We start from the raw sequence: 19,688 nt of genomic DNA, 5'->3' as shown, positions 1-19,688 counted from the left end.
TCATTCAAAATGACAACTTTTTTTCGGTCGATGCCTTAACGCAATAGCATTGCCCGCAGGCGGGGGGACAACAGGGGAGAGAGAACCCTCTGAACCCTCTGAACCCTCTGAACCCTCTGAACCTTTTGAACCCGGGCCGCGAAGCGGCCCACTTTCCAAACAAGCGAGGCATACCCATGTCTGTTACCTGGATGATTTTTGAAATATTAGGCACCATTGCCTTTGCCTTTTCCGGCGCTGTGGTAGGCCTCTACCGGCGCATGGATATTTTCGGCATTACGGTGCTGGCAGTGATGACCGGAGTCGGCGGCGGCATGATCCGGGATGTGCTCTGCGGCATCATCCCTCCTTCCGCCCTTTCCCATCCCATGAGTCTTCTGGTATCCATCGGCACCGCCCTGTTCGTGGGTTTCCTTTATCCTTTCTTCCGCATCCCGAAGAAGGGGAAGGTGATTATTTCTCTTTTTTACCATATTTCCGACACCATCGGTCTTTCCGCCTTTACGGTGACCGGAGTGCTCACTGCTTTTTATGCCTGGCCGGCCTATGAGTATGTAATGCCCACCATGCTGGGACTCATTACTGCCGTAGGCGGAGGAATTATCCGTGACATGATGGCCCGCCGCATGCCGGTGGTGCTCTATATGGACGTCTATGCCATTGCCTCTGTGGCCGGCGGACTTCTGATGTGTATTCTGCACCGGCACCTGCCGCTGTCCCTGGTGTCCTGGATTGCCTTTGGGTCGGTGCTGCTTCTTCGGGTGGCTGCCATCCATTACGGCTGGCAGCTTTATCATCCCCATCGGCGGATCGGGAAAAGAAATCATGATGGAAAGGGGACTGCGAAATGAGGGATAAGGAAGAAGGTCTGTCCTTTATTTTTACGGAATGGGGCTTTTTAGCAGATGATGGAAGCAGCGAATTGACTGCTTCCATGAAGAAATGGAAAGAACGATTTGAGGAAGACCGCTGGCAGGCTCTTTATGACCTGGGCTTCCAGGAAAAGGGGGAGGGCAGTCCTTCCTTTACCTTCCTGTGGCGGCTGGCTTCTTCCTTTGCCCATGTGCTTCTGACGTCGCCGCTTTTTCCCTTTCTGAAGGAAAAGATGGAAGTTTCCCTGCCGGAGGAGGAGCGAAGAAAGCTCATGGATGCCGTTCCCTACGGACCGGGCACGGAATGGGTGGATGAAAAGTGGCTCGCCCGGGCGGAAAGCTGCCTCAATGCAGTCTTTCATCAGGATTTCCGCTCCTTCGGCGGGCCGGCGGAGGACTATCTCCTGGCGAAGAAGAAGGGGGCGTCCCTGCCGGATCGGGTCTATTTCCATCTGGTGGAAAACAGGAAGGATGAAATCTACCCCTTCGCCTTTCTGGCTACCTATGCCACCTTCGACGGAGAGGGGAAAGCCCGGCAGATGCCCCTTTACTATGCGCTGGAGGAGTATAAAAAGGATCGGGAGAAACTGGTGCGTCTCCTTTCTTCTTTGAATAAGGCCTCCGAGGTTATTCCCCATCTGGCGGGTTTCGTAGAGGATGGCACCATCCTTCATCCCTTCGGCGTCACATCAAAGGAGGCCTGGGATTTTCTGAAGGCCGTGCCCCTTCTGGAAGAAAAAGGCATTTATTGCCGCATTCCCAACTGGTGGAAACAGGGCAAAAGCAGGCCTGCCATTTCCGTCTCCCTTGGCGGCAGGGAGGTAGAGCCCCTGGGCCTGGATACCATTCTTTCCCTTCGTCCCTCCCTTTCAGTGGACGGCGTGAAGCTGACCAAAGCGGATATCAAAGAACTTATGAAGGAAACGGAAGGTCTTTCCTTTATCAAGGGAAAATGGGTGGAAGTGGACCATGAAAAACTGGCCAAACTGCTGAAGAAAATGGAAAAGCTGGGCGGCGCCATGTCCCTCCGGGAGGCCCTTCAGATGGAAGGAACGGCAGAGGACGGCGAGGTAAGCTATGTACCGGGGACCTGGCTTTCCAAAATGCTGGGCCTTATGAAAAATCCCGCCTCCATCGGCGCCATTTCCCTTCCGAAAACCTTTAAGGCTGCCCTTCGCCCCTACCAGGAAGAGGGGTACCGGTGGCTCTGCACCCTGTCAAAGCTGGGCTTCGGCATGTGTCTGGCCGATGACATGGGCCTTGGAAAAACGGTGCAGGTGCTGGCCTATATGGAAAAAATGCGCACGGAAAGTCCTGACAGCCGGGTGCTTCTTATCGTGCCCGCCTCCCTTCTGGGAAACTGGGAAAAGGAAATCGGCCGTTTTGCGCCTTCCCTTTCCTTCACCCTCCTTCACGGATTAAAGGGGGAGGAAATGGAAGAAAAGGCGGCCCATCCGGAGACCTTCCTCACCATCACCACCTACGGTATGGCCCAGCGGCTGGAAGGACTGAAGCAGGTGCACTGGACGGCGGAAATCCTGGATGAAGCCCAGAATATCAAGAACCCCAATACCCGCCAGACCAGGGCGGTGAAGGCCATCCCTGCCCGCTCCCGGCTGGCCATGACCGGCACGCCGGTGGAAAATAACCTCTCCAACCTGTGGTCCCTTTTCGATTTCCTGAATCCCGGCCTTCTGGGAAGCCGCTCCCGTTTCCTCCGCTTTGTCAAAGACCTTTCCGAAGAGGACAGGGGCTATGAGCCCCTTCGGAAAATGACGGGGCCCTTCGTGCTCCGGCGGCTTAAAACGGATAAGCGCATCCTGCCCGACCTGCCGGACAAGCTGGAAACGGTGGAATACATTCCCCTGTCCGTGAAGCAGACTGCCCTGTACCAGGGCGAGCTGGACAAGCTGTCCCATATGCTGAAGGAAGAGAGAAGCGGCGGTATCCGGCGGAAAGGGCTGGTGCTGGGAGCCATTGCCAAGCTGAAGCAGATCTGCAACCATCCCGATGAATTTCTGGGACAGAACCGTTTCAAGCCCGAAGACAGCGGAAAATTTATCCGGCTTCGTGAAATCTGCGAAGTCCTCCATGAAAGGCGGGAGCCGGTGCTCGTTTTTACCCAGTACAGGGAAATGACAGAGCCCCTTGCCCGATACCTTACCAAGGTCTTCGGCCGGCCGGGCCTTGTCATCCACGGCGGCACGGCGGTGAAGAAACGGATGGAACTGGTGGACGAGTTCAACGGCGAAAATTATATTCCCTTCATGGTTCTTTCCATCAAGGCTGCCGGCACGGGGCTTAACCTTGCCAAGGCATCCTCCGTCATTCATTTCGACCGCTGGTGGAATCCGGCGGTGGAAGACCAGGCTACGGACCGGGCTTACCGCATTGGCCAGACAAAAAACGTGACGGTTTATAAATTCGTATCCCGGGGCACCATCGAAGAAAAAATCGACACCATCATCGAAGACAAAAAGAAACTGGCCCGGGAAGCAGTGGGCAGTGGAGAAGCATGGATTACAAAACTGTCGGACAAAGAGCTGCTGGACCTTCTGAAACTGGACAAAGAGGAAGGAGATGACCTGTCGTGAGCTGGTCTAAAGATTTCTACCCCGCCATGAGCGTGGACGAGCTTCGGGAAAAGGCCCGAAAGGCCCTCCGGGAAGCGGCAGGAAGAGGAAGACACCTGTCCCCTGTGGAAGTCCCCGGCCGCACCATCTGCCGCACCTGGTGGGGCAAAGCCTGGTGCAGTAACATGGAGCGGTACCTGGACTATGAAAACCGCCTGCCCAGAGGCCGCTCCTACGTGAGAAACGGCGCCGTCATCGACCTGGTTATCGGCGAAGGAAAAGTGACCGCCCTGGTGCAGGGGAGCCGGAGCCGTCCCTACAAGGTGGAAATCAAAGTGAAACCTCTGGGTCAGGCGAAAATGAAAAAAGTGTCCGCCCTCTGCAGCCGGCAGCTGGACAGTCTGGAAGAACTGGTGAAAGGAAAATTTCCCGAAGCCCTGGAAACCCTCCTCACCGAAGAAGGGGCCCTCTTCCCCTCCCTGAAGGAAATCAGTTTCGACTGCAGCTGCCCCGACTGGGCCCGCATGTGCAAACACGTGGCGGCTGTCATGTACGGTATCGGCGTGAGGCTTGATGAAAACCCCTTCTACTTCTTCATCCTCCGGGGAATCGACCCGGAAGCCCTCCTTAAACGTACCGTGGAAGACCACGTGGAAAAACTCCTGGCCCACAGGGACGTAAAGAATGACCGGATTATCGCCGATGAGGATATGGAGAAGCTCTTTCATTTGGAGGAAGAGTGAGATATTCGGCGCCTGGCCGTATTCCCGAAGGTTGACTCGCCCTTACGGGCTCGAAGGTTGATGGAGCCGCCGGGCCTTAGGGCCCTGGGCTCCAAGGGTTCTGTCCGGTATCGACTGACGCCTCCCGGACTGTTTGAGGGCCTGCCGGCCCAGGGTAGTTATGTAGTATCGCTGCGCTGGCGAGGTACGGCGCCTCCGGCGCCATATTATAATATAATACGCCCGCAGGGCGCTGCCACAACCCTCAGCGGCATAGCCGCTGTCAAACTTAAGAACCCTCCGGCCAAAGGCCGGTCCATCTTAAGAACCTTTTTTTGCAGCGGAGCTGCAAAAAATCTCTTGACAAAATAGAAATCCGGCGTTATGATTTCTACAAGCTTCTGAAAGCGAAACATATACAAAGCGATGAACGAGAAAAAGGGTGCTTTTGATCTTGCAGAGAGCCGGTGGGCGATGAAAACCGGTAGACGGGGGCATGCTGTTAGTCACTCGAGAGCTTTCCTGCCGAATGTAGTAAGTGGGAACGTCCATTCACGTTACGAATAAGAACCGCAAGTATAATGTAGGGTGGTACCGCGAAATATTCGCCCCTATCTTTGGCACAGGCCAAAGGTAGGGGCGTTTTGTTTTAGGGAGAATATTCTATCATTCTATCATTATACGGCGGGCGAAGAGACAAATCAGAGTGGTACCGCGGATATCCGCCCCTGCTGGCAGTTTACACTGCCGGCGGGGGCTTTTTGCTTTCATCCATATGCATCGTCAGAAGTTGGAAAGTTATATTTCATCCGGAAAAAATTCAAAGAACAGGAAAGATCAAAGGAAAGGGGTTTTCATTATGCAGAAGAAATGGTTAAAAGGTATGGTAGCAATCATGGCGGCAGCAGCAATCTGCGGAGCTTTTGCAGGATGCGGCGGAGACAAGAAGGCAAATGGCAGTGCAGGCGGCGCACAGACCGTGAAGTTCGGTTTCCTGGGTGCCTACACCGGCCCGGCCGCTGCCTATGGACAGGCTATGAAGGACGGCACGGAACTGGCTGTTGAAGAAATCAACAACAACCCCAATACCAAGATGAAAATCGACCTCAAAACCTACGATACCAAGGGCGTGAAGGCAGAAGCCATCAATGCCATGAAGAAGTGCATTGAACAGGACAAGGTACTGGCCATCGAAGGACCGACACTTTCCGGCTCCATGTTTGCAGCCGGCCCCATTGCCCAGCAGTCCAAAGTGGTTGCTTTCGGTACCGGCACCACCGCCCCCGGCATCACCGACCTGGGCGACTATATCTTCAGAAACGCCATCCCCGGCAAGATGGCTATCCCCATTACTGTAAAGAAGGCTCATGACAAACTGGGCTTCAAGAACGTAGCCATCATGTACTCCAACAACAACGACCAGATGGTAGGGGAACACGGCATTTACGAAGAACTCTTCAAGAAGATGGGCATCGACATCATCGACACCGAAACCTTCGCCGACAAGGACACCGATTTCTCCGCCCAGCTCACCAAGATCCAGGCTGCCAACCCGGATGTCATCTGCATTGCAGGCCTCTATCAGGAAGGCGCCCTCATCGTCAAGAAGGCCCGTGAAATGGGCATGAAACAGCCCATCATCGGCAACAACGGCTTCAACAGCCCGGCATACATCGAACAGGCCGGCGCCGCTGCCGAAGGCACCCTGGTAGCAACTCCATGGAACGCTGAAAGACAGACCGAAAAGGCACAGCATTTCCGCAAGGCCTTCAAGGAAAAATACGGCCACGAACCGGACCAGTTCTCCGCCCAGGCTTACGATGCTATCTACGTTATGCACGAAGCCGCTGAAAAATCCGGCAGCACCACGGACAGAAAGAAATTCCGCGATGCCCTGGCCCAGATCAAAGACTTTGAAGGCGCAACCGGCAAGTTCCAGTTCGATGAACACAGAGATCCGAAGATGGATCTGGACGTTCTCCAGGTTAAAGACGGCAAATGGGTTCCCTTTGCTTGATAGAAATTTATACTTTCCTTTGATGAAAAGGGCAGGCACTTTTGTGTCTGCTCTTTTTTATATGGAGGCAGAGGCGGCGGGAAGCTGTATTCCCGAAGGTTGACGCGGCTTCGCCGCGAGGGTTGATGGGGCCGCCGGGCCTGCGTCCCTGGGCCCCAAGGGTTCTATCCGGGACCGGCTGACGCCTCCCGGAAGGGTTGAGGGCCTGCCGGCCCAGGGTAGTTATGAAGGACGCTGTGTGCATATTCCGCATGGAATACGCAAGTCGGGCGAAATTGGCCTCTAGCCTGCCCAATAGGAGGCCTTCCTTTTAATCGCCCGACCGATTGGCGAGGTACGGCGCCTCCGGCGCCTCTTTTATAATGCGCCCGAAGGGCGCCACTACAACCCTCGGCCTGAAAGGCCGTCAAACCTAAGAACCCTCCGGCCCGGAGGGCCGGTCCATCTTAAGAACCTTTTTACGCAACCCTTCTGCACAACCTGCCTGCGTCAGCAGGCCACAACCTGCGGCGAAGCCGCGCCCCCTTTTTGGCGCCCTTCGGGCGCCCCTTTTTCCCCTTGCCTCGCTGTGGTACAATGGTATGGTATAGTATTCAAAAAATTAAATGTATTACAGGAGCTATCCTGTTCCTTAAGGAAGCGCTGATTAAATCGTTGTCTGCTTTTATTCTAGAATTTTTATGCAATGCGAGGAATGGGATGACGCGAATAGCGAGCTATTTAAGGAGTCCCATGACGAAGCAGTGCATAAAAATTCTTATAAAAGCAGACTCTATGAATTAATCAGTGCTTCCTTAATTATCAAGGAGATGGACATCATAGAATTTAAACCTTTTCGTATAGAAGACAAGCCCCTCATTGACGGCTTCTTTAAAATTCATCATTATGAGCAGATTGACTGCACCTTTAATACCCTTTTCCTGTGGCAGAAGGCCCATGATACGCAGTGGGCCGTGGAGGATGACATCCTCTTTATCCGTGCCGGAAAGGGAAAGGATATGTTTTTCCTGCCTCCCTTTGCCCACAAAGAGGAGGATTTCGTCCACGGCCTTGACCTGATTCATGAAGAGCTTGACAAGGCGGGCATGGAGTTCCGTCTGAAATCCGCTTCCCGCTGGGTGGTAGAGCAGATTGAAAGGCTCTGCCCCGGAAAATACGATTTCATCGAGGACCGGGACAATGAGGAATATGTGTACCGCACGTCGGACATGATTACGCTTCCCGGCAAGAAGCTGCGCATGAAGAAGAATCACCTGAATTCTTTCCTGCGCCAGTATTCCGATTATCAGTATGAATCCATTACAAAGGAAAATATGGAAGACGCCAAGGCCGGCATTCACGAATGGTTCCTCCGGCATGGAGACATTGAGGAAGAAGAAGAGGCCATGAAGGTGTGCTTCGACAACTGGGATGCCCTGGGCGTGAAGGGTGCCATCATCCGTATCTACGGCAAGGTGGAAGCTTTCACCAATGGAGATCTGGTGAATGACAAAATGGCCCATATTATCTTTGAAAAGGCCAACCCCAATATCCGGGGCCTCTACCAGGCCATTAACCGGGACTTCCTGCTTCATGAGTTCGCAGACACGGAATTTGTAAACAGGGAAGAAGACCTGGGCGTCCCCGGCCTTCGGGAAGCCAAAATGGGCTATAACCCGGATCACCTCACAGAGAAATTTGATGTGGTGCTGAAGAAATAGGAGCATTGAGTTACTGGCATCGGATGGCTGTATTCCCGTATGCAGGAGGGGGCGCCGCTGGCTCGGCAGGTGGTATAGAAAGGTTGTGTTCGCTTCGCTCAGGGGGGCGGAGGATTTCGGCAGGTATTGCTAATGACTCTTATTAGCTCACTAGTCTACTAGCTCACTAGCTCACTAAAGAATCCCTGTCGGCGGGGAGACGTCAGACTGTCAGACAATCAGACATCAGACTTCCCGCCTTCCGCCGTCATCCTGAGCGCCAGCGAAGGATCTCGGTATATGGAGTAAGTGACTCATAGGTTGGTAAATACCTGTCGGCGGGAAGATATCAGACAATCAGACGGTCAGACGGCTGTATTCCTGAACGCAGGAGGGGGAGGCGCCTGACGGCGCCCGGATTCAAGACGCCTCCGGTCTGACGCCCTGGGCGCCACGCGCCACAGGCGCGGTTGTTTGGTTTTGCTGCGGAGCGGCATATAAAAACTTCATTGCCGCCGGGACGGCGGCAATCCACAACCCTCGGGCCCGAAGGGCCCGTCAAACCTGAGAATCCTCCGGCCCAGCGGGCCGGTCAATCTTAAGAACCTTTTTCCACAACCTTCCTATACAACCTGCCGCCGACAGGCGGCCATAACCTTCGCCCGCCCAGCGGGCGGCCACCTTCCCCTATGAACCTTTTGAAACTTTCCCCCTTTGGTACTTCGTACCACCTTCCCCCCGCTGGCGGGGGGACAATAAAATGGGGGAAAACCTACAAACCCGGGCCGCGAAGCGGCCCCAAGGAGGTATCCATGAAAATCAGAAAAGCTTCTGCTTCCGACACAGAAGAAGTGAAAGCCCTTTGGGCCTACTGTTTTGAAAAGCCTTCGGATCCTTTCTTCCAGTGGTATTTCCAGGAGCTCTATACGCCGGAGACGGTGCTTCTGGGAGAGGAGAAGGGACAGGCTGCCTGTGACCTTCACCGCCGTCCCTACCGGATGAGCGTGAGGGGCCAGGTTTTTGACACCGATTATATTGTAGGCGTAGCCACCCACCCGGCTGCCCGGGGGCGGGGGTATGCGTCAGAGCTGCTCCGAAGCGCCTTCCATCTGGCGGCGAAGGAGGGGAAGCCCTTTGTAACCCTCATGCCCTCTGCAGCTTCCTATTACCTGCCCATGGGCTTCGGTTTCTTCGTGCACCAGTGGGAGCGGAAAGCGTCGCCGGAACATCTGGCGCCCCTGGGGAAAAAGCCCGTTTCCTGCCGGGTGCTGGCAGGGTGCGGGGAATGGCAGGAGCTTGCATCCGTGTATGAAGCCTACACGAAGGACAGGAACGGATTTACCCTGCGGGATGAAGCATCCTGGAAATCCCACATTGAGGGACAGCTGAAGGATGGCTATATTGCCCTTGTGTATGACGAAAAGGGGCCTTCCGGCTATCTTTTCTACAGCCTGGACGACCGTCGCATGATTGTGACGGAAATGGCCTTTGCCAATGAGTCCGGCAGGAAGGGACTCTATTCCTTTATGGCAGGCCACCGGGGGTCTATGGACGAATGCATTTGGTATGAGCCGCTGGATGACCATTCCTTCCGCTACTGGGAAGACGGGGCGGAGCATACCTATATCAAAAACCGTTCTTTCCCCTACATGCTTGCCCGCCTTACGGATCCCGTCACCGCCTTTGACGGCCTGCCCTGCCGGGAAGACATTACCGGCGCCGTGGCCTTCCAGCTGGTGGATTCCTTCCTGCCGGAAAACAGCGGCATTTATGTGCTTCGGGCGGAGGACGGAAAAATCAGCGCCCTGAAGGAAGATGTTTTCTACAGCCTGAAATGCCACATTGAAGATATTTCCGGCGTCCGTCTGGGAGAGGATATTCCGGAGCCCTCCTTCTGTCTCAATGCAGGCAGCCTGGCGGAGCTCTTCATGGGGGCCGCCGGCCTTTCGGAACTGGAAAAACTGGAAAAAATCAGGTGGCTCACAGAGGATGCGAAGGAGCGGGCGGACGTGCTTGCCCTGACTGATACCATGCTGCCGGAGGAGAAGAACTGGGTGAATGAGTGGTTCTGAGGAAAGGAAATATTTCACCTACATGGTGCGCTGTGCCGACGGCTCCCTGTATACAGGCTACACCGTGGACAGCGTGGAAAAGCGGGTGGAAACCCATAACAGCGGGAAGGGGAGCCGCTACACCAGAAGCCGCCTGCCGGTGACGCTGGCCTGGTGTGAGTCCTTTTCCACGGAGCATGAGGCCCGGTCCCTGGAATGGCACATGAAGCATAAAACAAAGAAGGAAAAGGAAGCCCTGGCTGCTTCCTTTGGAAAGGACAGGAAACAGTGAATTCATCGGTACAAAAAACGAAATATCTGACGGAAGCGGCGGCGGCAGCGGCCATTGCGGCTCTGCTGGTGCTCCTGAAACTGCTAGCCCCCTTCTTTGTGTTCATCACCATGCTCACGGCGGCGGTGCCTATTGCAGTCATCTGCAGCTTCCACGGCATGAAGTGGGGCCTGGGCACCAGCCTTGCGGAAATCTTTCTGGTAAACATCATCGGCGGCCCGGAAATCGGTTTCACCACCGCCTTCTATGCGGCGGCTCTGGGGCTGGCCATGGGCTACGGCTTCCACCGCAAGCTGTCCTTTGCCAAAACCCTCCACCTCACCGCCCTGGCCTATGTGGTGGAAATGTCCTATAAAATCGCTGTGTCTATTTACATCCTGGGCATTGCGGACGCTTTGACAAGCGCCATCGACCGCTTCGTCTCCATGATCCAGTGGATCTGGAAGCCCCTGTCCTACCTCTTCCATCTGGATCCGGACCCGGGAAAGGCGGTGTTTACCACCTCCGGCATGGTGATGCTGGGACTGGTATTCATTCTGAACGCCTACTGCTATGCTTACCTGAACCAGGAAATCGGCCTGGAAATCCTGAAGCGCCTGAAAGCAGGACGGCGGGAAGGATGATATTCATCAAATTCATAAAATGCGCTTTGCATACAGAAAAGGCATATAAATAAAATCTGATTGACAGAATGGATGAAACCCTGTATTATCTATTTCAACTCAGGGAAGCACTGATTCATTCATAGAGTCTGCTTTTATAAGAATGAAAGCAGACAATGATTTCATCAGCGCTTCCCTACAAAACGCGATGATTGGAAAAAAGTCTGATGAAGGCCATGGCAGAGAGCCGGCGGATGGTGCAAGCCGGTATGGAGCATGAGACGAACTCTCCCATGAGCACCGGAGCGAAGAGAGTAGTGAAGGCGGCAGTCCCCGTTACGGACAAAAGAAAGTACAATGCAGGGTGGTACCGCAGTCATGCCCCTGTCCCATTTCGGGACAGGGGCTTTTTGTATCTATCATCCCCGTGCTTTCCATGAAGAGATAAATCAGGGTGGTACCGCGGATGACCGATTCGCCCCTGGTGGAATGATTCGTTCCATCAGGGGCTTTTTTGATGGAGCAGGAAAGAAGAACAGGAGGAAATCAAATGAAGAATTTTAAGAAAGCAATGAAAATGGCAGGTATCTGCTCCATGGCAGTGGTTATGATGGCAGGGCTGGCAGGCTGCGGCGGCAAGGCAGGAAACAATGTGTCCTCCGGCGCCAAAAATGCGGCCAAAATCGGCTTTACCGCCGCCCTCACCGGCGGCGCCGCAGCCTACGGGAAATCGGAAGAGGAGGGCGTGCGCCTGGCAGTAGAAGAAATCAATAAGAAAGGCGATTTCCCCATCGACCTCATGGTGGACGATACCAAAGCCGTGCCGGCGGAAGCCATGAATGCCACAAAGAAGCAGATCCAGGACAAAGCGTCTATTTTAATCGGTCCCATGACATCCAACGAAGCCAAGGCAGCCGGCCCCATTATCCAGAACGCCAAAGTGCCCTCCCTGGAAATTTCCGTCACCGCTGAAAATATCACCGACATGGGGGACTGCATTTTTAGGAACTCCGTACCGGAATCAAAGAACATTCCCCAGACCGTGACGAAAACTCATAAGATTCTGGGATACCAAAAAGCGGCCATTATGTATGCCCATGATAATGAACAGCATGTAACCGCCCAGAAATATTTCAAAAAGACCATGGAAGAAGAGGGGGTAGAAGTCATCGACGTAGAAACCTTCGGCAGCAAGGACACCGACTTCTCCGCCCAGCTCACCAATATCCAGACAAAGAACCCCGACGTCATCGTGGTATGCAGCTACTACCAGGAAGGCTCCCGCATTCTGAAGAAAATGAGGGAAATGGGCATGAACCAGCCCGTGCTGGGAGATAATGGCTTCGTCTCCCCGGAACTGGGCCATATGGCCGGCAGCGCCGCTGACAACGTATACGTATCCTCCATGTGGTCCGCAGAAAGAAAGGACGCCAAAGTCCGGAACTTTGTGGACGCCTACACAAAAAAATACGGCCACGCACCGGACCAGTTCGCCGCCAGCGCCTACGACGGCGTATACATGGCAGTGGACGCCATGAAACGGGCCGGCAGCACCACGGACCATAAAAAAATCAGAGACGCCCTGGCAGCCATGAAAGACTTCAAAGGCGTCTGCGGTACCTTCAGCTTCGACGACAAGAGAGACCCGGTGGTAGATCTGATCCTCATGAAAATGAAGGACGGGAAATACAGCATGGTGGAAATGTGAGATAGTGGGATAGTGTACTAGTGTACTGGTGTACTGGTGTACTAGTGCACTAGTGGGCTGGTGGGACAGTGAGACAGTGGGACAGTGAGACAGTGGAGGCTGCTATCGGCTGTCCGCTGATCCGCTGTCCGGTCTATCCCTGCGCTTCCCTGAAGATACATGGGGCACGATGCTCAGCATCCATAGTGCCACCGCGAAGCGGGGGAAAGGTGGTGCCGGAAGGCACCAAAGGGGGAGAGCTGCCGAAGGCAGCTCCTTTCCGCCGGCTTGTATTTACTACCGTTTGTCTCATAAACGTCACGCATCGAGATTCTTCGCTAGGGAAGCGCTGATTAAATCACTGTCTGCTTTTATTCTTGGATTTTTATGCAATGCAAGGAATGGGACGACGCGAATAGCGAGCTATTTAAGGAGTTCCATGACGAAGCAGTGCATAAAAATTCTTATAAAAGCAGACTCTATGAATTAATCAGTGCTTCCCTAGAATGACGCGTGAGGCGGGAAGGCGCTCCTGTAACATACACCGCCTTTGGCGGCATATGTACTCATCGCCGCCAAAGGCGGCGATACCGCAACCCTCGGCCCGCAGGGCCGTCAAACCTGAGAACCCTCCGGCCCAGCGGGCCGGTCAATCTTAAGAACCTTTTGCGCCCTTAGGGCGCCGAACCCTCTGAACCCTTTGAACCCTCTGAACCCGAAAAGGGGCCGCTTTGCGCGGCCCCTTTTCCTTAAGGTATAATATAGAAAAGAAAGGAAGGTATGACCTATGACATATAAACAAAAAGGAGCTGCCATCCTGGCGGCCCTTCTGATTTCCCTGTCGGCGGCAGGAAGCGCCGAGGCCTCCCTGTGGCCGGGATTGGCGGCGAAGGTGTCGGAGAAGTCCGGCGCTTTCCGCACCGACGATTTCCACCAGGGAACCATCACCCTCCGCAGTCCCTACCTGGTCACCCATGCGGGGAACGAGGACTTCGCAGGCCGGGTGAATGCGGCCATTGCCCGGGAAAAGGACCGTTTCACCGACGAGCTGGCCGCAGACAATGCAAAGAAGTACACCGAAGGCTGGATGATCTGGCATGAAGGGCTCATCGGCAATTTCATCAGCAATAACGAAGGCATCACCAGCATTGTTCTGGTGGAACAGAAGCTTTCTGCCGGCGATGAGCACGGCCAAACTTTTGCCAAGGGCCTTAATTTCAACAGCGCCGGCAACCTTTTCGACCTGCCCCAGGTGCTGCCCCGGCTCACCGTGGCCGATGTGAATGCCTGCATCGAGCTTACCGCAAAGAAAAAGGGAATCACCCTTCTTCCGGACCACCAGGTGACGGAGCTTCCCTCCAATTTCTACATCGGCAAAAACAGGGTGGTTTATGCCCTGTACCAGCAGGATGACCTGACGCCCTTCTCGGAAGGCGTATTTTCCGTACCCATCGGGAAAGTGTAGCATCCCCGATTTCATGCAAAGGAGGAATTTCTATGAAATGGAAAAAAGTGCTGCTGTCCATGGCCCTTCTGGCAGCCCTTTCCGGCGGCGCTTCCGCCGAGTGGACCCTGGGACCGGGACTTTCGTCCCCGCTTCCTACGAACCCCGCCTTTTCCACCAAAGGCTGGCAGAAAGAAACCATGAACGTGAACATCCCCGTTTCCCGGGACCCGAACCTTCTGAAACGGGCCCGTATCAATGCAGCGGTGGAAGTGGAAACGAACCGCTTCACGAAATCCATTGAGAAGAGAAATGAAGCCTGGAAAACCACCGGTTGGATTTCCTGGCAGTCCGCCATGGACCAAAAGGAAAGTCCCATCACCAGTTTCCTTCTTGTCGAATCCTCCTACCCCGACCGCGCCGCCCACCCCATGAGCCGCGCCGTGCCCATGAATTTCGATGGTCTGGGCCATCGGGTCACCTTGAAGGACTTGAAACAGAAAATGCCAAACCTCACGGTGGAAGAAGTGAACCGGCAGATTGAAATCCAGTGCAGCGAAAGAAACATCCCTCTCTTTGCGGACCATGCAGTGAGAAAACTGCCGGATATCTTCTACATAGGAAAAGACAGCCATCTCTATCTGGTCTTCGAACCCTATGAAATCGGCCCCTACGCCAGCGGCTTCATTGCCATTGATATGGGGAAAGTAGTGTACTAGTGGGCTGGTAGGACAGTGAGACAGGGGCGGCTGTCCACACTATCTCTGTGATTTTCCGATAGATACATGTGGCACATGGCCCAGCGTCCATAGTCCCACCGCTTTAGCGGGGGAAAGGTGGTGCCGAAGGCACCAAAGGGGGGCGAGCGCAGCGAGCATGCTGCCGTTAGGCGGCATTATAAAATTCATTGCCTAAAGGGCAATCCACAACCCTCAGCCCATAGGGCTGTCAAACCTAAGAACCCTCCGGCCAAAGGCCGGTCAATCTTAAGAACCCTTTTCCACATAACCTTCCTGCACAACCTGTGGCGAAGCCGCGCTCCTTGCCCCCCAATTTGACATATCCTGAGCAAATCTCTATAATATGACTAACAGTCAATTTTATTTCCAGGAGGAATGGCTTATGAATAAAAAATGGATTGCATGTTTGACAGCCGGCGTGATTGCCCTTTCCTGCATGACCGCCCAGGCTGAGGAACCGGCCAGAAGAAGTATCAGTGTCACCGGCGTCAGCGAAGTGACCGCCAAGAGCGACATGGCCACCGTGAATATTTCCGTGGAGACTTCCTCTCCCAATGCGAAGGCGGCAGCCCGGGAAAATGCCAATACCATGACCGCCGTGCGGAATGCAGTCATTGCCGCCGGGGCGGATGCATCGAAAATCGAGACCCAGAACTACAACGTATATCCCCAGCAGATTTATGACAGCAAGGGCAATGCGAAAACAAAGGAATACCGCTGCACCAATACCATGAAAATCGTGGTGAGCCAGCTCTCCAAAACAGGCAGTGTTATGGATGCAGCCGTAGAAGCCGGCGCCAACCGTATCGATTCTGTAGACTTCTCCGTCAGCAATCCCCAAGTATACAAGGATGAAGCCCTGCGGAAGGCATCGGAAGATGCGTACCACAAGGCCAGAATCATTGCTGCCGCCCTGGGACGGAATGTGGTGAACGTGATTTCCGCCAGCGATGACAATGTAAATGTGGTTCCCTACCGCATGATGAATGTGAAACTCATGGCAGCAGGAAGGGCCAATGACGAAACCACCCCCATCGACCCCGGCGAATCCAAAATGCAGGGCCGGGTCACCGTGGTTTTTGAAATCGACTGATGACAGCCTAATAAAAAAGCGCTCCCCTTTCGGGAACGCTTTTTTGATTGAAGAAAGGGGACAGGTGCTTCCGGGAGCAGGCGGCATACAAAACTCATCGCCGCCAAAGGCGGCGATACCACAACCCTCAACTCCACAGGAGATGTCAAACCTGGCCCTTTCCCCCTTTGGTGCCTGCGGCACCACCTTCCCCCCGCAAGCGGGGGGACAATAAAATGGGGAAGGGAACCCTTTGAACCGGTCCGCTCTGCGGCTCCTATTTCACTATGCAGATATCCTCCAGCGCCCTCTTCGGTACGCAGTAGTTCTTATTTTCATCCAGGAAATACTTCACGCTTCCGTTTTCCGGCACATCCACAATATGGCTTTCGCAGGAAGGATAGCCCAGGGCCATGAGAAGGCGGGGATTCCAGTTCTCCGGCACAGAGAGAATGTCCTTCACCCTGTTCCATTCCACCGCCCCCAGAATGGCAGAGCCGATGCCGTAGGCGCAGGCATTGAGGGCGATATTTCGTACGGCAATGCCGGCGTCAATATCATCCCAGGGATTTCCCCTGCCTTCCTTGCACACAAGGATAAAGGCCACCGGCTGCTCTCCTTCCTTCGGCGTGCCCAGCTCCTTCGGCAGGGCGGCGGCCCAGTGGATAGCAGGCTGCAGGGCCTTCACCAGGGCCGGATCCTTCACCAGTACATAGCGCAGCACCTGCCCGTTCATGGCACTGGAAACGATACGCACATTTTCCATGAGCTCCTGCAGAATGGAAGAATCAATGGGCTTCTGCTGAAACCGGCGGTACGTGCGGCACTGAATGGATAATTCTTTGAAATTCATAGTATAACCTCCTTGAATGAGTGTACTGGTGGGATGGCGGAACAGCATCCATAGTCCCACCGCTTCAGCGGGGTGGCAAGGGAACACGATTTGTAGGGGAGCGAAGCGACCTGAGAATCGTGTGACACGCTTCACACCGTGGCGAAGGTGGTGCCGTAAGGCGGCATTATAAAATTCATTGCCCAAAGGGCAATCCACAACCCTCAGCCCATAGGGCTGTCAAACCTAAGAACCCTCCGGCCAAAGGCCGGTCAATCCTAAGAACCCTTTTTTCCACATAACCCTTCTACATAACCTGCGTCAGCCGTGCCCCTCAGCGCCCTTTCCATGGACTTTTCCTCACTGCGTAATCCGCATAGGGAACATAAATGGAAAGCAGGCCGAAGGCGGCTAGGAAGAAGCAGTACCACATATGGGGCACAATGTCCAGGGCGGTAATGGCAAGGCCGCTCTGGGAGGCCAGGGCGGCGGCAGTGAGAAGCTGGGCGCCGTAGGGGATGATGCCCTGGAAGACGCAGGAGAAGATATCCAGCAGGGATGCCGATTTTCTGGGATCCACATGGAAGCGGGCGGCGATTTTCTTTGCCACGTCGCCGGACACGATGATGGCCACCGTATTATTGGCGGTGGCGGTATCCACAAGGGATACCAGCACTGCAATGCCCAGCTGGGCGGTGCGGGAGGAATGGATATTTCCCTGCAGCTTTTCAATGAGCCAGGCAATACCGCCGTAGTAGGAAATCATTTCAGAAATGCCGCCGCAGAAGAGGGCCAGGAAGAAGGCTTCGCTCATGCTGGTGAATCCGGTCCAGATCTGCTGGGCAAAGGAAATAACGGACAGCGTGCCATCCATGAGGCCGATGAATCCCGCCAGGAAAATACCGCTTACAAGGACCAGGAATACATTCATCCCCAGCAGGGCCAGAAGAAGAACGGCCATGTAGGGAAGCACCTTCAGCAGGGTGTAGTCTGTATTTCCGGAAAGTACAGCCGACGGGGTGCCGGCCATAAGGAAGACCGCAATGGTGAGGATGGCTGCCGGCAGGGCGATGAGGAAATTCATTTTGAACTTATCCTTCAGCTCGCAGCCCTGGGTGCGGGTGGCGGCGATGGTGGTGTCGGAAATCATGGACAGATTGTCGCCGAACATGGCGCCGCTGACGCAGGCTCCCAGAATCAAAGGGGCCGGGATGCCGCTCTTTTCTGCCATGCCTGCGGCAATGGGGATGATGGCCGCCACCGTTCCCATGGAGGTGCCGGTGGCGGTGCCCATAAAGGCGGAAATCAGGAAAATGCCTACGGTGAGGAACTGGGGCGGAATGAGACTCATGCCCAGGTTCACCGTGGCGTCCCTGCCGCCCATGGCAGCTGCCACGGCGGAAAAGGCGCCGGCCAGAATGTAAATCATGAGCATGGTCATGATATTGTCATTTCCTGCGCCCTTTGAAAAAATGCCGAACTTAAACATCACCGGGTCCCGGCTGAGGCAGAAAGCCGACAACACCGCAATAAACATGGCGGTAACCGAAGGGAACTGGTAAAAGGCCATGGAAACGCCGGCGGACTGGAAATAGAGACCGGCGCCCAGATAGATGGCGATAAAAATGATAAAAGGAAGAAGGGCAAAGGGATTGCTCCGCCCGGGAGATTTGTATTTCATAGATGACCTCGTGAATAGTGAGCTGGTGGGCTGGGGAGCTAGTGAGCTAGTGAGTTGGTGAGCTAGTGGACTAGTGTTCTAGTGAGCTGGTGAGCTGGTGGGCTGCTTCCTTAGGCGGCTATTATAAAATTCATCGCCCGTAAGGGCGATACCACCACCCTCAGCCCTGAAAGGGATGTCAAACTTAAGAACCTTAAGAACCTACGGCCCACAGGCCCGTCAACCTTCCCCTTACAGCAGTTCATATACCACTTTCAGGAAGAAAATGGTAAGTACAGTGATAATGACAGGCTTTACGTTTTTAGCGCCGCCTTTGGCAAAGTACACGGCTCCCAGATAGTTGCCGGCCATGCCGAAAAGACCGGCAATGGGGCCCAGGGGGAAGAGGACCTTGCCGTTTAAGAGAAAAACGCAGAGAGCGGCAATGTTGGTGGTGGAGTTAATGACCTTGGTGACGCCGTTGGCCTCCTTCAGCGGCAGGTGGGCCACGCCGGTGAGGAGGAGCAGGAGAAAGGTGCCGGTGCCGGGGCCGTAGAATCCATCGTAAACACCAATGAGGAGGGCCATGAGGATGCTGAGGACTGCTGTCTTTTTATAGGAGTAGGGCTCCTTTTCCACAATGAGCGCCTTGCCCCGGGTGACGTAAATGGCGGTCAATGGAAGCACCACCACCATGAAGAGAAGAAAAATATGGGAATCCATAAGAAGGGCCAGCCGGGCGCCTAGGGAAGAACCGGCAAAGGCAAAGCACACGCAGGTGAGTGCCAGTTTCCAGGGGATAAATCCGCTTTTTGCAAATTTAAAAGTAGCCAGCACGGTGCCCATGGTGGAGCTCATCTTATTGGTGGCAATGGCATTGTGCACCGGAAGGCCGGAAATCAGGTAGGCCGGAAGGGAAATGAGCCCGCCGCCGCCGGCAATGGCGTCCACGAATCCCGCCAGCATGACCAGGGGACAGATAATCAGGTATTGGAAAAGTACGTCCATAAAGATTCTCCTGCAGGAAATAGATTTATTCCTTCATCATAGCACGAAGAGGGGGCAGGGGTAAATAGCGGGATGGGGGAGTTGGGAGAGTGGGACAGTGAGACAGTGAGACAGTGAGACGGAGGGACAGTAGGACAGTGGGGAATGGGGAATGGGGGTCTTGTTTCTTATGAGTCACCGGCGGCGGGGCGGCGGGCTGTCCGCTTACCGCTGACCGTATTCCCGGGGCTGTAAACTTCAGACGGTCAGACGACTGATGTCAGAAAAAGGTATTCCCGAACGCAAGAGGGTTCAAAGGGAGCATGCCGCCGTCGGGCTGCGCCCTGGGCGTCCCGGGTTCGGCCCGGGAACAGCTTCGCCTTCCGGGCCGGTTCATAAGGTAGTATGGAATGCCGCCTGCGGCGGCCTCCCCCTTCCACCACTACGTGGTCCCCCCC

Annotated in this window: 15 protein-coding genes and 1 other annotated feature; of the genes, 12 read left to right on the top strand and 3 right to left on the bottom strand. The window is 54.6% G+C overall.

Translation table 11 applies throughout. From position 1 onward, the window contains the following. Positions 1-176: 176 nt before the first annotated feature. From Q0482_RS01820 to Q0482_RS01765, 12 genes are all read left to right on the top strand, one after another. Entirely contained in the window at positions 177-851 is a 675-nt protein-coding gene (locus tag Q0482_RS01820; protein WP_299142621.1) for a trimeric intracellular cation channel family protein, read from the top strand. Beyond that, the gene (locus tag Q0482_RS01815; RefSeq protein ID WP_299142620.1) at positions 848-3,466 is read left to right on the top strand and encodes a DEAD/DEAH box helicase; all 2,619 of its coding nucleotides are present in this window, start codon (positions 848-850) and stop codon (positions 3,464-3,466) included. The genes Q0482_RS01820 and Q0482_RS01815 overlap by 4 nt, the downstream gene beginning before the upstream one ends. Beyond that, a complete protein-coding gene (locus Q0482_RS01810) occupies positions 3,463-4,188 on the top strand; it encodes a hypothetical protein (RefSeq protein ID WP_299142618.1) in 726 nt (241 codons plus the stop codon). The genes Q0482_RS01815 and Q0482_RS01810 overlap by 4 nt, the downstream gene beginning before the upstream one ends. 396 nt (positions 4,189-4,584) lie before the next feature. Then, positions 4,585-4,783: a binding site (T-box leader), on the top strand. 243 nt (positions 4,784-5,026) lie between these two features. Further along, positions 5,027-6,184 carry an ABC transporter substrate-binding protein gene (locus Q0482_RS01805; protein WP_299142617.1) on the top strand — a complete coding sequence of 386 codons (1,158 nt, stop codon included), beginning with the start codon at positions 5,027-5,029 and terminating at the stop codon, positions 6,182-6,184. An 809-nt stretch (positions 6,185-6,993) separates the two neighbouring features. Then, a complete protein-coding gene (locus tag Q0482_RS01800; RefSeq protein ID WP_299142615.1) occupies positions 6,994-7,884 on the top strand; it encodes a phosphatidylglycerol lysyltransferase domain-containing protein in 891 nt (296 codons plus the stop codon). A 791-nt stretch (positions 7,885-8,675) separates the two neighbouring features. Beyond that, on the top strand, positions 8,676-9,935 hold the full coding sequence (locus tag Q0482_RS01795) for a GNAT family N-acetyltransferase (protein WP_299142614.1): 1,260 nt from the start codon (positions 8,676-8,678) through the stop codon (positions 9,933-9,935). Further along, positions 9,922-10,206: a GIY-YIG nuclease family protein gene (locus tag Q0482_RS01790; RefSeq protein WP_297028165.1), complete on the top strand. Its 285-nt coding sequence runs from the start codon at positions 9,922-9,924 to the stop codon at positions 10,204-10,206. The genes Q0482_RS01795 and Q0482_RS01790 overlap by 14 nt, the downstream gene beginning before the upstream one ends. Continuing rightward, on the top strand, positions 10,203-10,829 hold the full coding sequence (locus Q0482_RS01785; RefSeq protein WP_299142612.1) for a DUF2232 domain-containing protein: 627 nt from the start codon (positions 10,203-10,205) through the stop codon (positions 10,827-10,829). Before Q0482_RS01790 ends, Q0482_RS01785 begins: the two co-directional genes overlap by 4 nt. Positions 10,830-11,358: 529 nt before the next feature. Further along, positions 11,359-12,516, top strand: coding sequence for an ABC transporter substrate-binding protein (locus Q0482_RS01780; protein ID WP_299142610.1), 1,158 nt, complete (start codon positions 11,359-11,361; stop codon positions 12,514-12,516). 766 nt (positions 12,517-13,282) lie between these two features. Continuing rightward, positions 13,283-13,960: a hypothetical protein gene (locus tag Q0482_RS01775; RefSeq protein WP_299142608.1), complete on the top strand. Its 678-nt coding sequence runs from the start codon at positions 13,283-13,285 to the stop codon at positions 13,958-13,960. A gap of 32 nt (positions 13,961-13,992) precedes the next feature. Further along, complete coding sequence (locus Q0482_RS01770; protein ID WP_299142606.1) at positions 13,993-14,658, top strand: RsiV family protein; 666 nt, start codon at positions 13,993-13,995, stop codon at positions 14,656-14,658. 403 nt (positions 14,659-15,061) lie between these two features. After that, the gene (locus Q0482_RS01765) at positions 15,062-15,772 is read left to right on the top strand and encodes an SIMPL domain-containing protein (RefSeq protein WP_299142604.1); all 711 of its coding nucleotides are present in this window, start codon (positions 15,062-15,064) and stop codon (positions 15,770-15,772) included. Positions 15,773-16,028: 256 nt separating this feature from the next. Here the strand turns inward: Q0482_RS01765 and Q0482_RS01760 are convergent, their stop codons facing one another. The 3 genes from Q0482_RS01760 to Q0482_RS01750 all read right to left on the bottom strand — a co-directional run bounded on the left by Q0482_RS01760 (position 16,029) and on the right by Q0482_RS01750 (position 19,251). Beyond that, positions 16,029-16,604: a nitroreductase family protein gene (locus tag Q0482_RS01760; protein WP_299142602.1), complete on the bottom strand. Its 576-nt coding sequence runs from the start codon at positions 16,602-16,604 to the stop codon at positions 16,029-16,031. A 313-nt stretch (positions 16,605-16,917) separates the two neighbouring features. Continuing rightward, positions 16,918-18,264, bottom strand: coding sequence for a Na+/H+ antiporter NhaC family protein (locus Q0482_RS01755; protein ID WP_299142600.1), 1,347 nt, complete (start codon positions 18,262-18,264; stop codon positions 16,918-16,920). A gap of 231 nt (positions 18,265-18,495) precedes the next feature. Beyond that, the gene (locus tag Q0482_RS01750) at positions 18,496-19,251 is read right to left on the bottom strand and encodes a sulfite exporter TauE/SafE family protein (RefSeq protein WP_299142598.1); all 756 of its coding nucleotides are present in this window, start codon (positions 19,249-19,251) and stop codon (positions 18,496-18,498) included. Between the last annotated feature and the right edge of the window lie 437 nt (positions 19,252-19,688).

Source organism: uncultured Dialister sp., from assembly GCF_937959425.1.
Classification (GTDB): domain Bacteria; phylum Bacillota; class Negativicutes; order Veillonellales; family Dialisteraceae; genus Dialister.
Note: the sequence above shows the minus strand (reverse complement) of the source record. Positions and strands in the feature narration are given on the sequence as shown.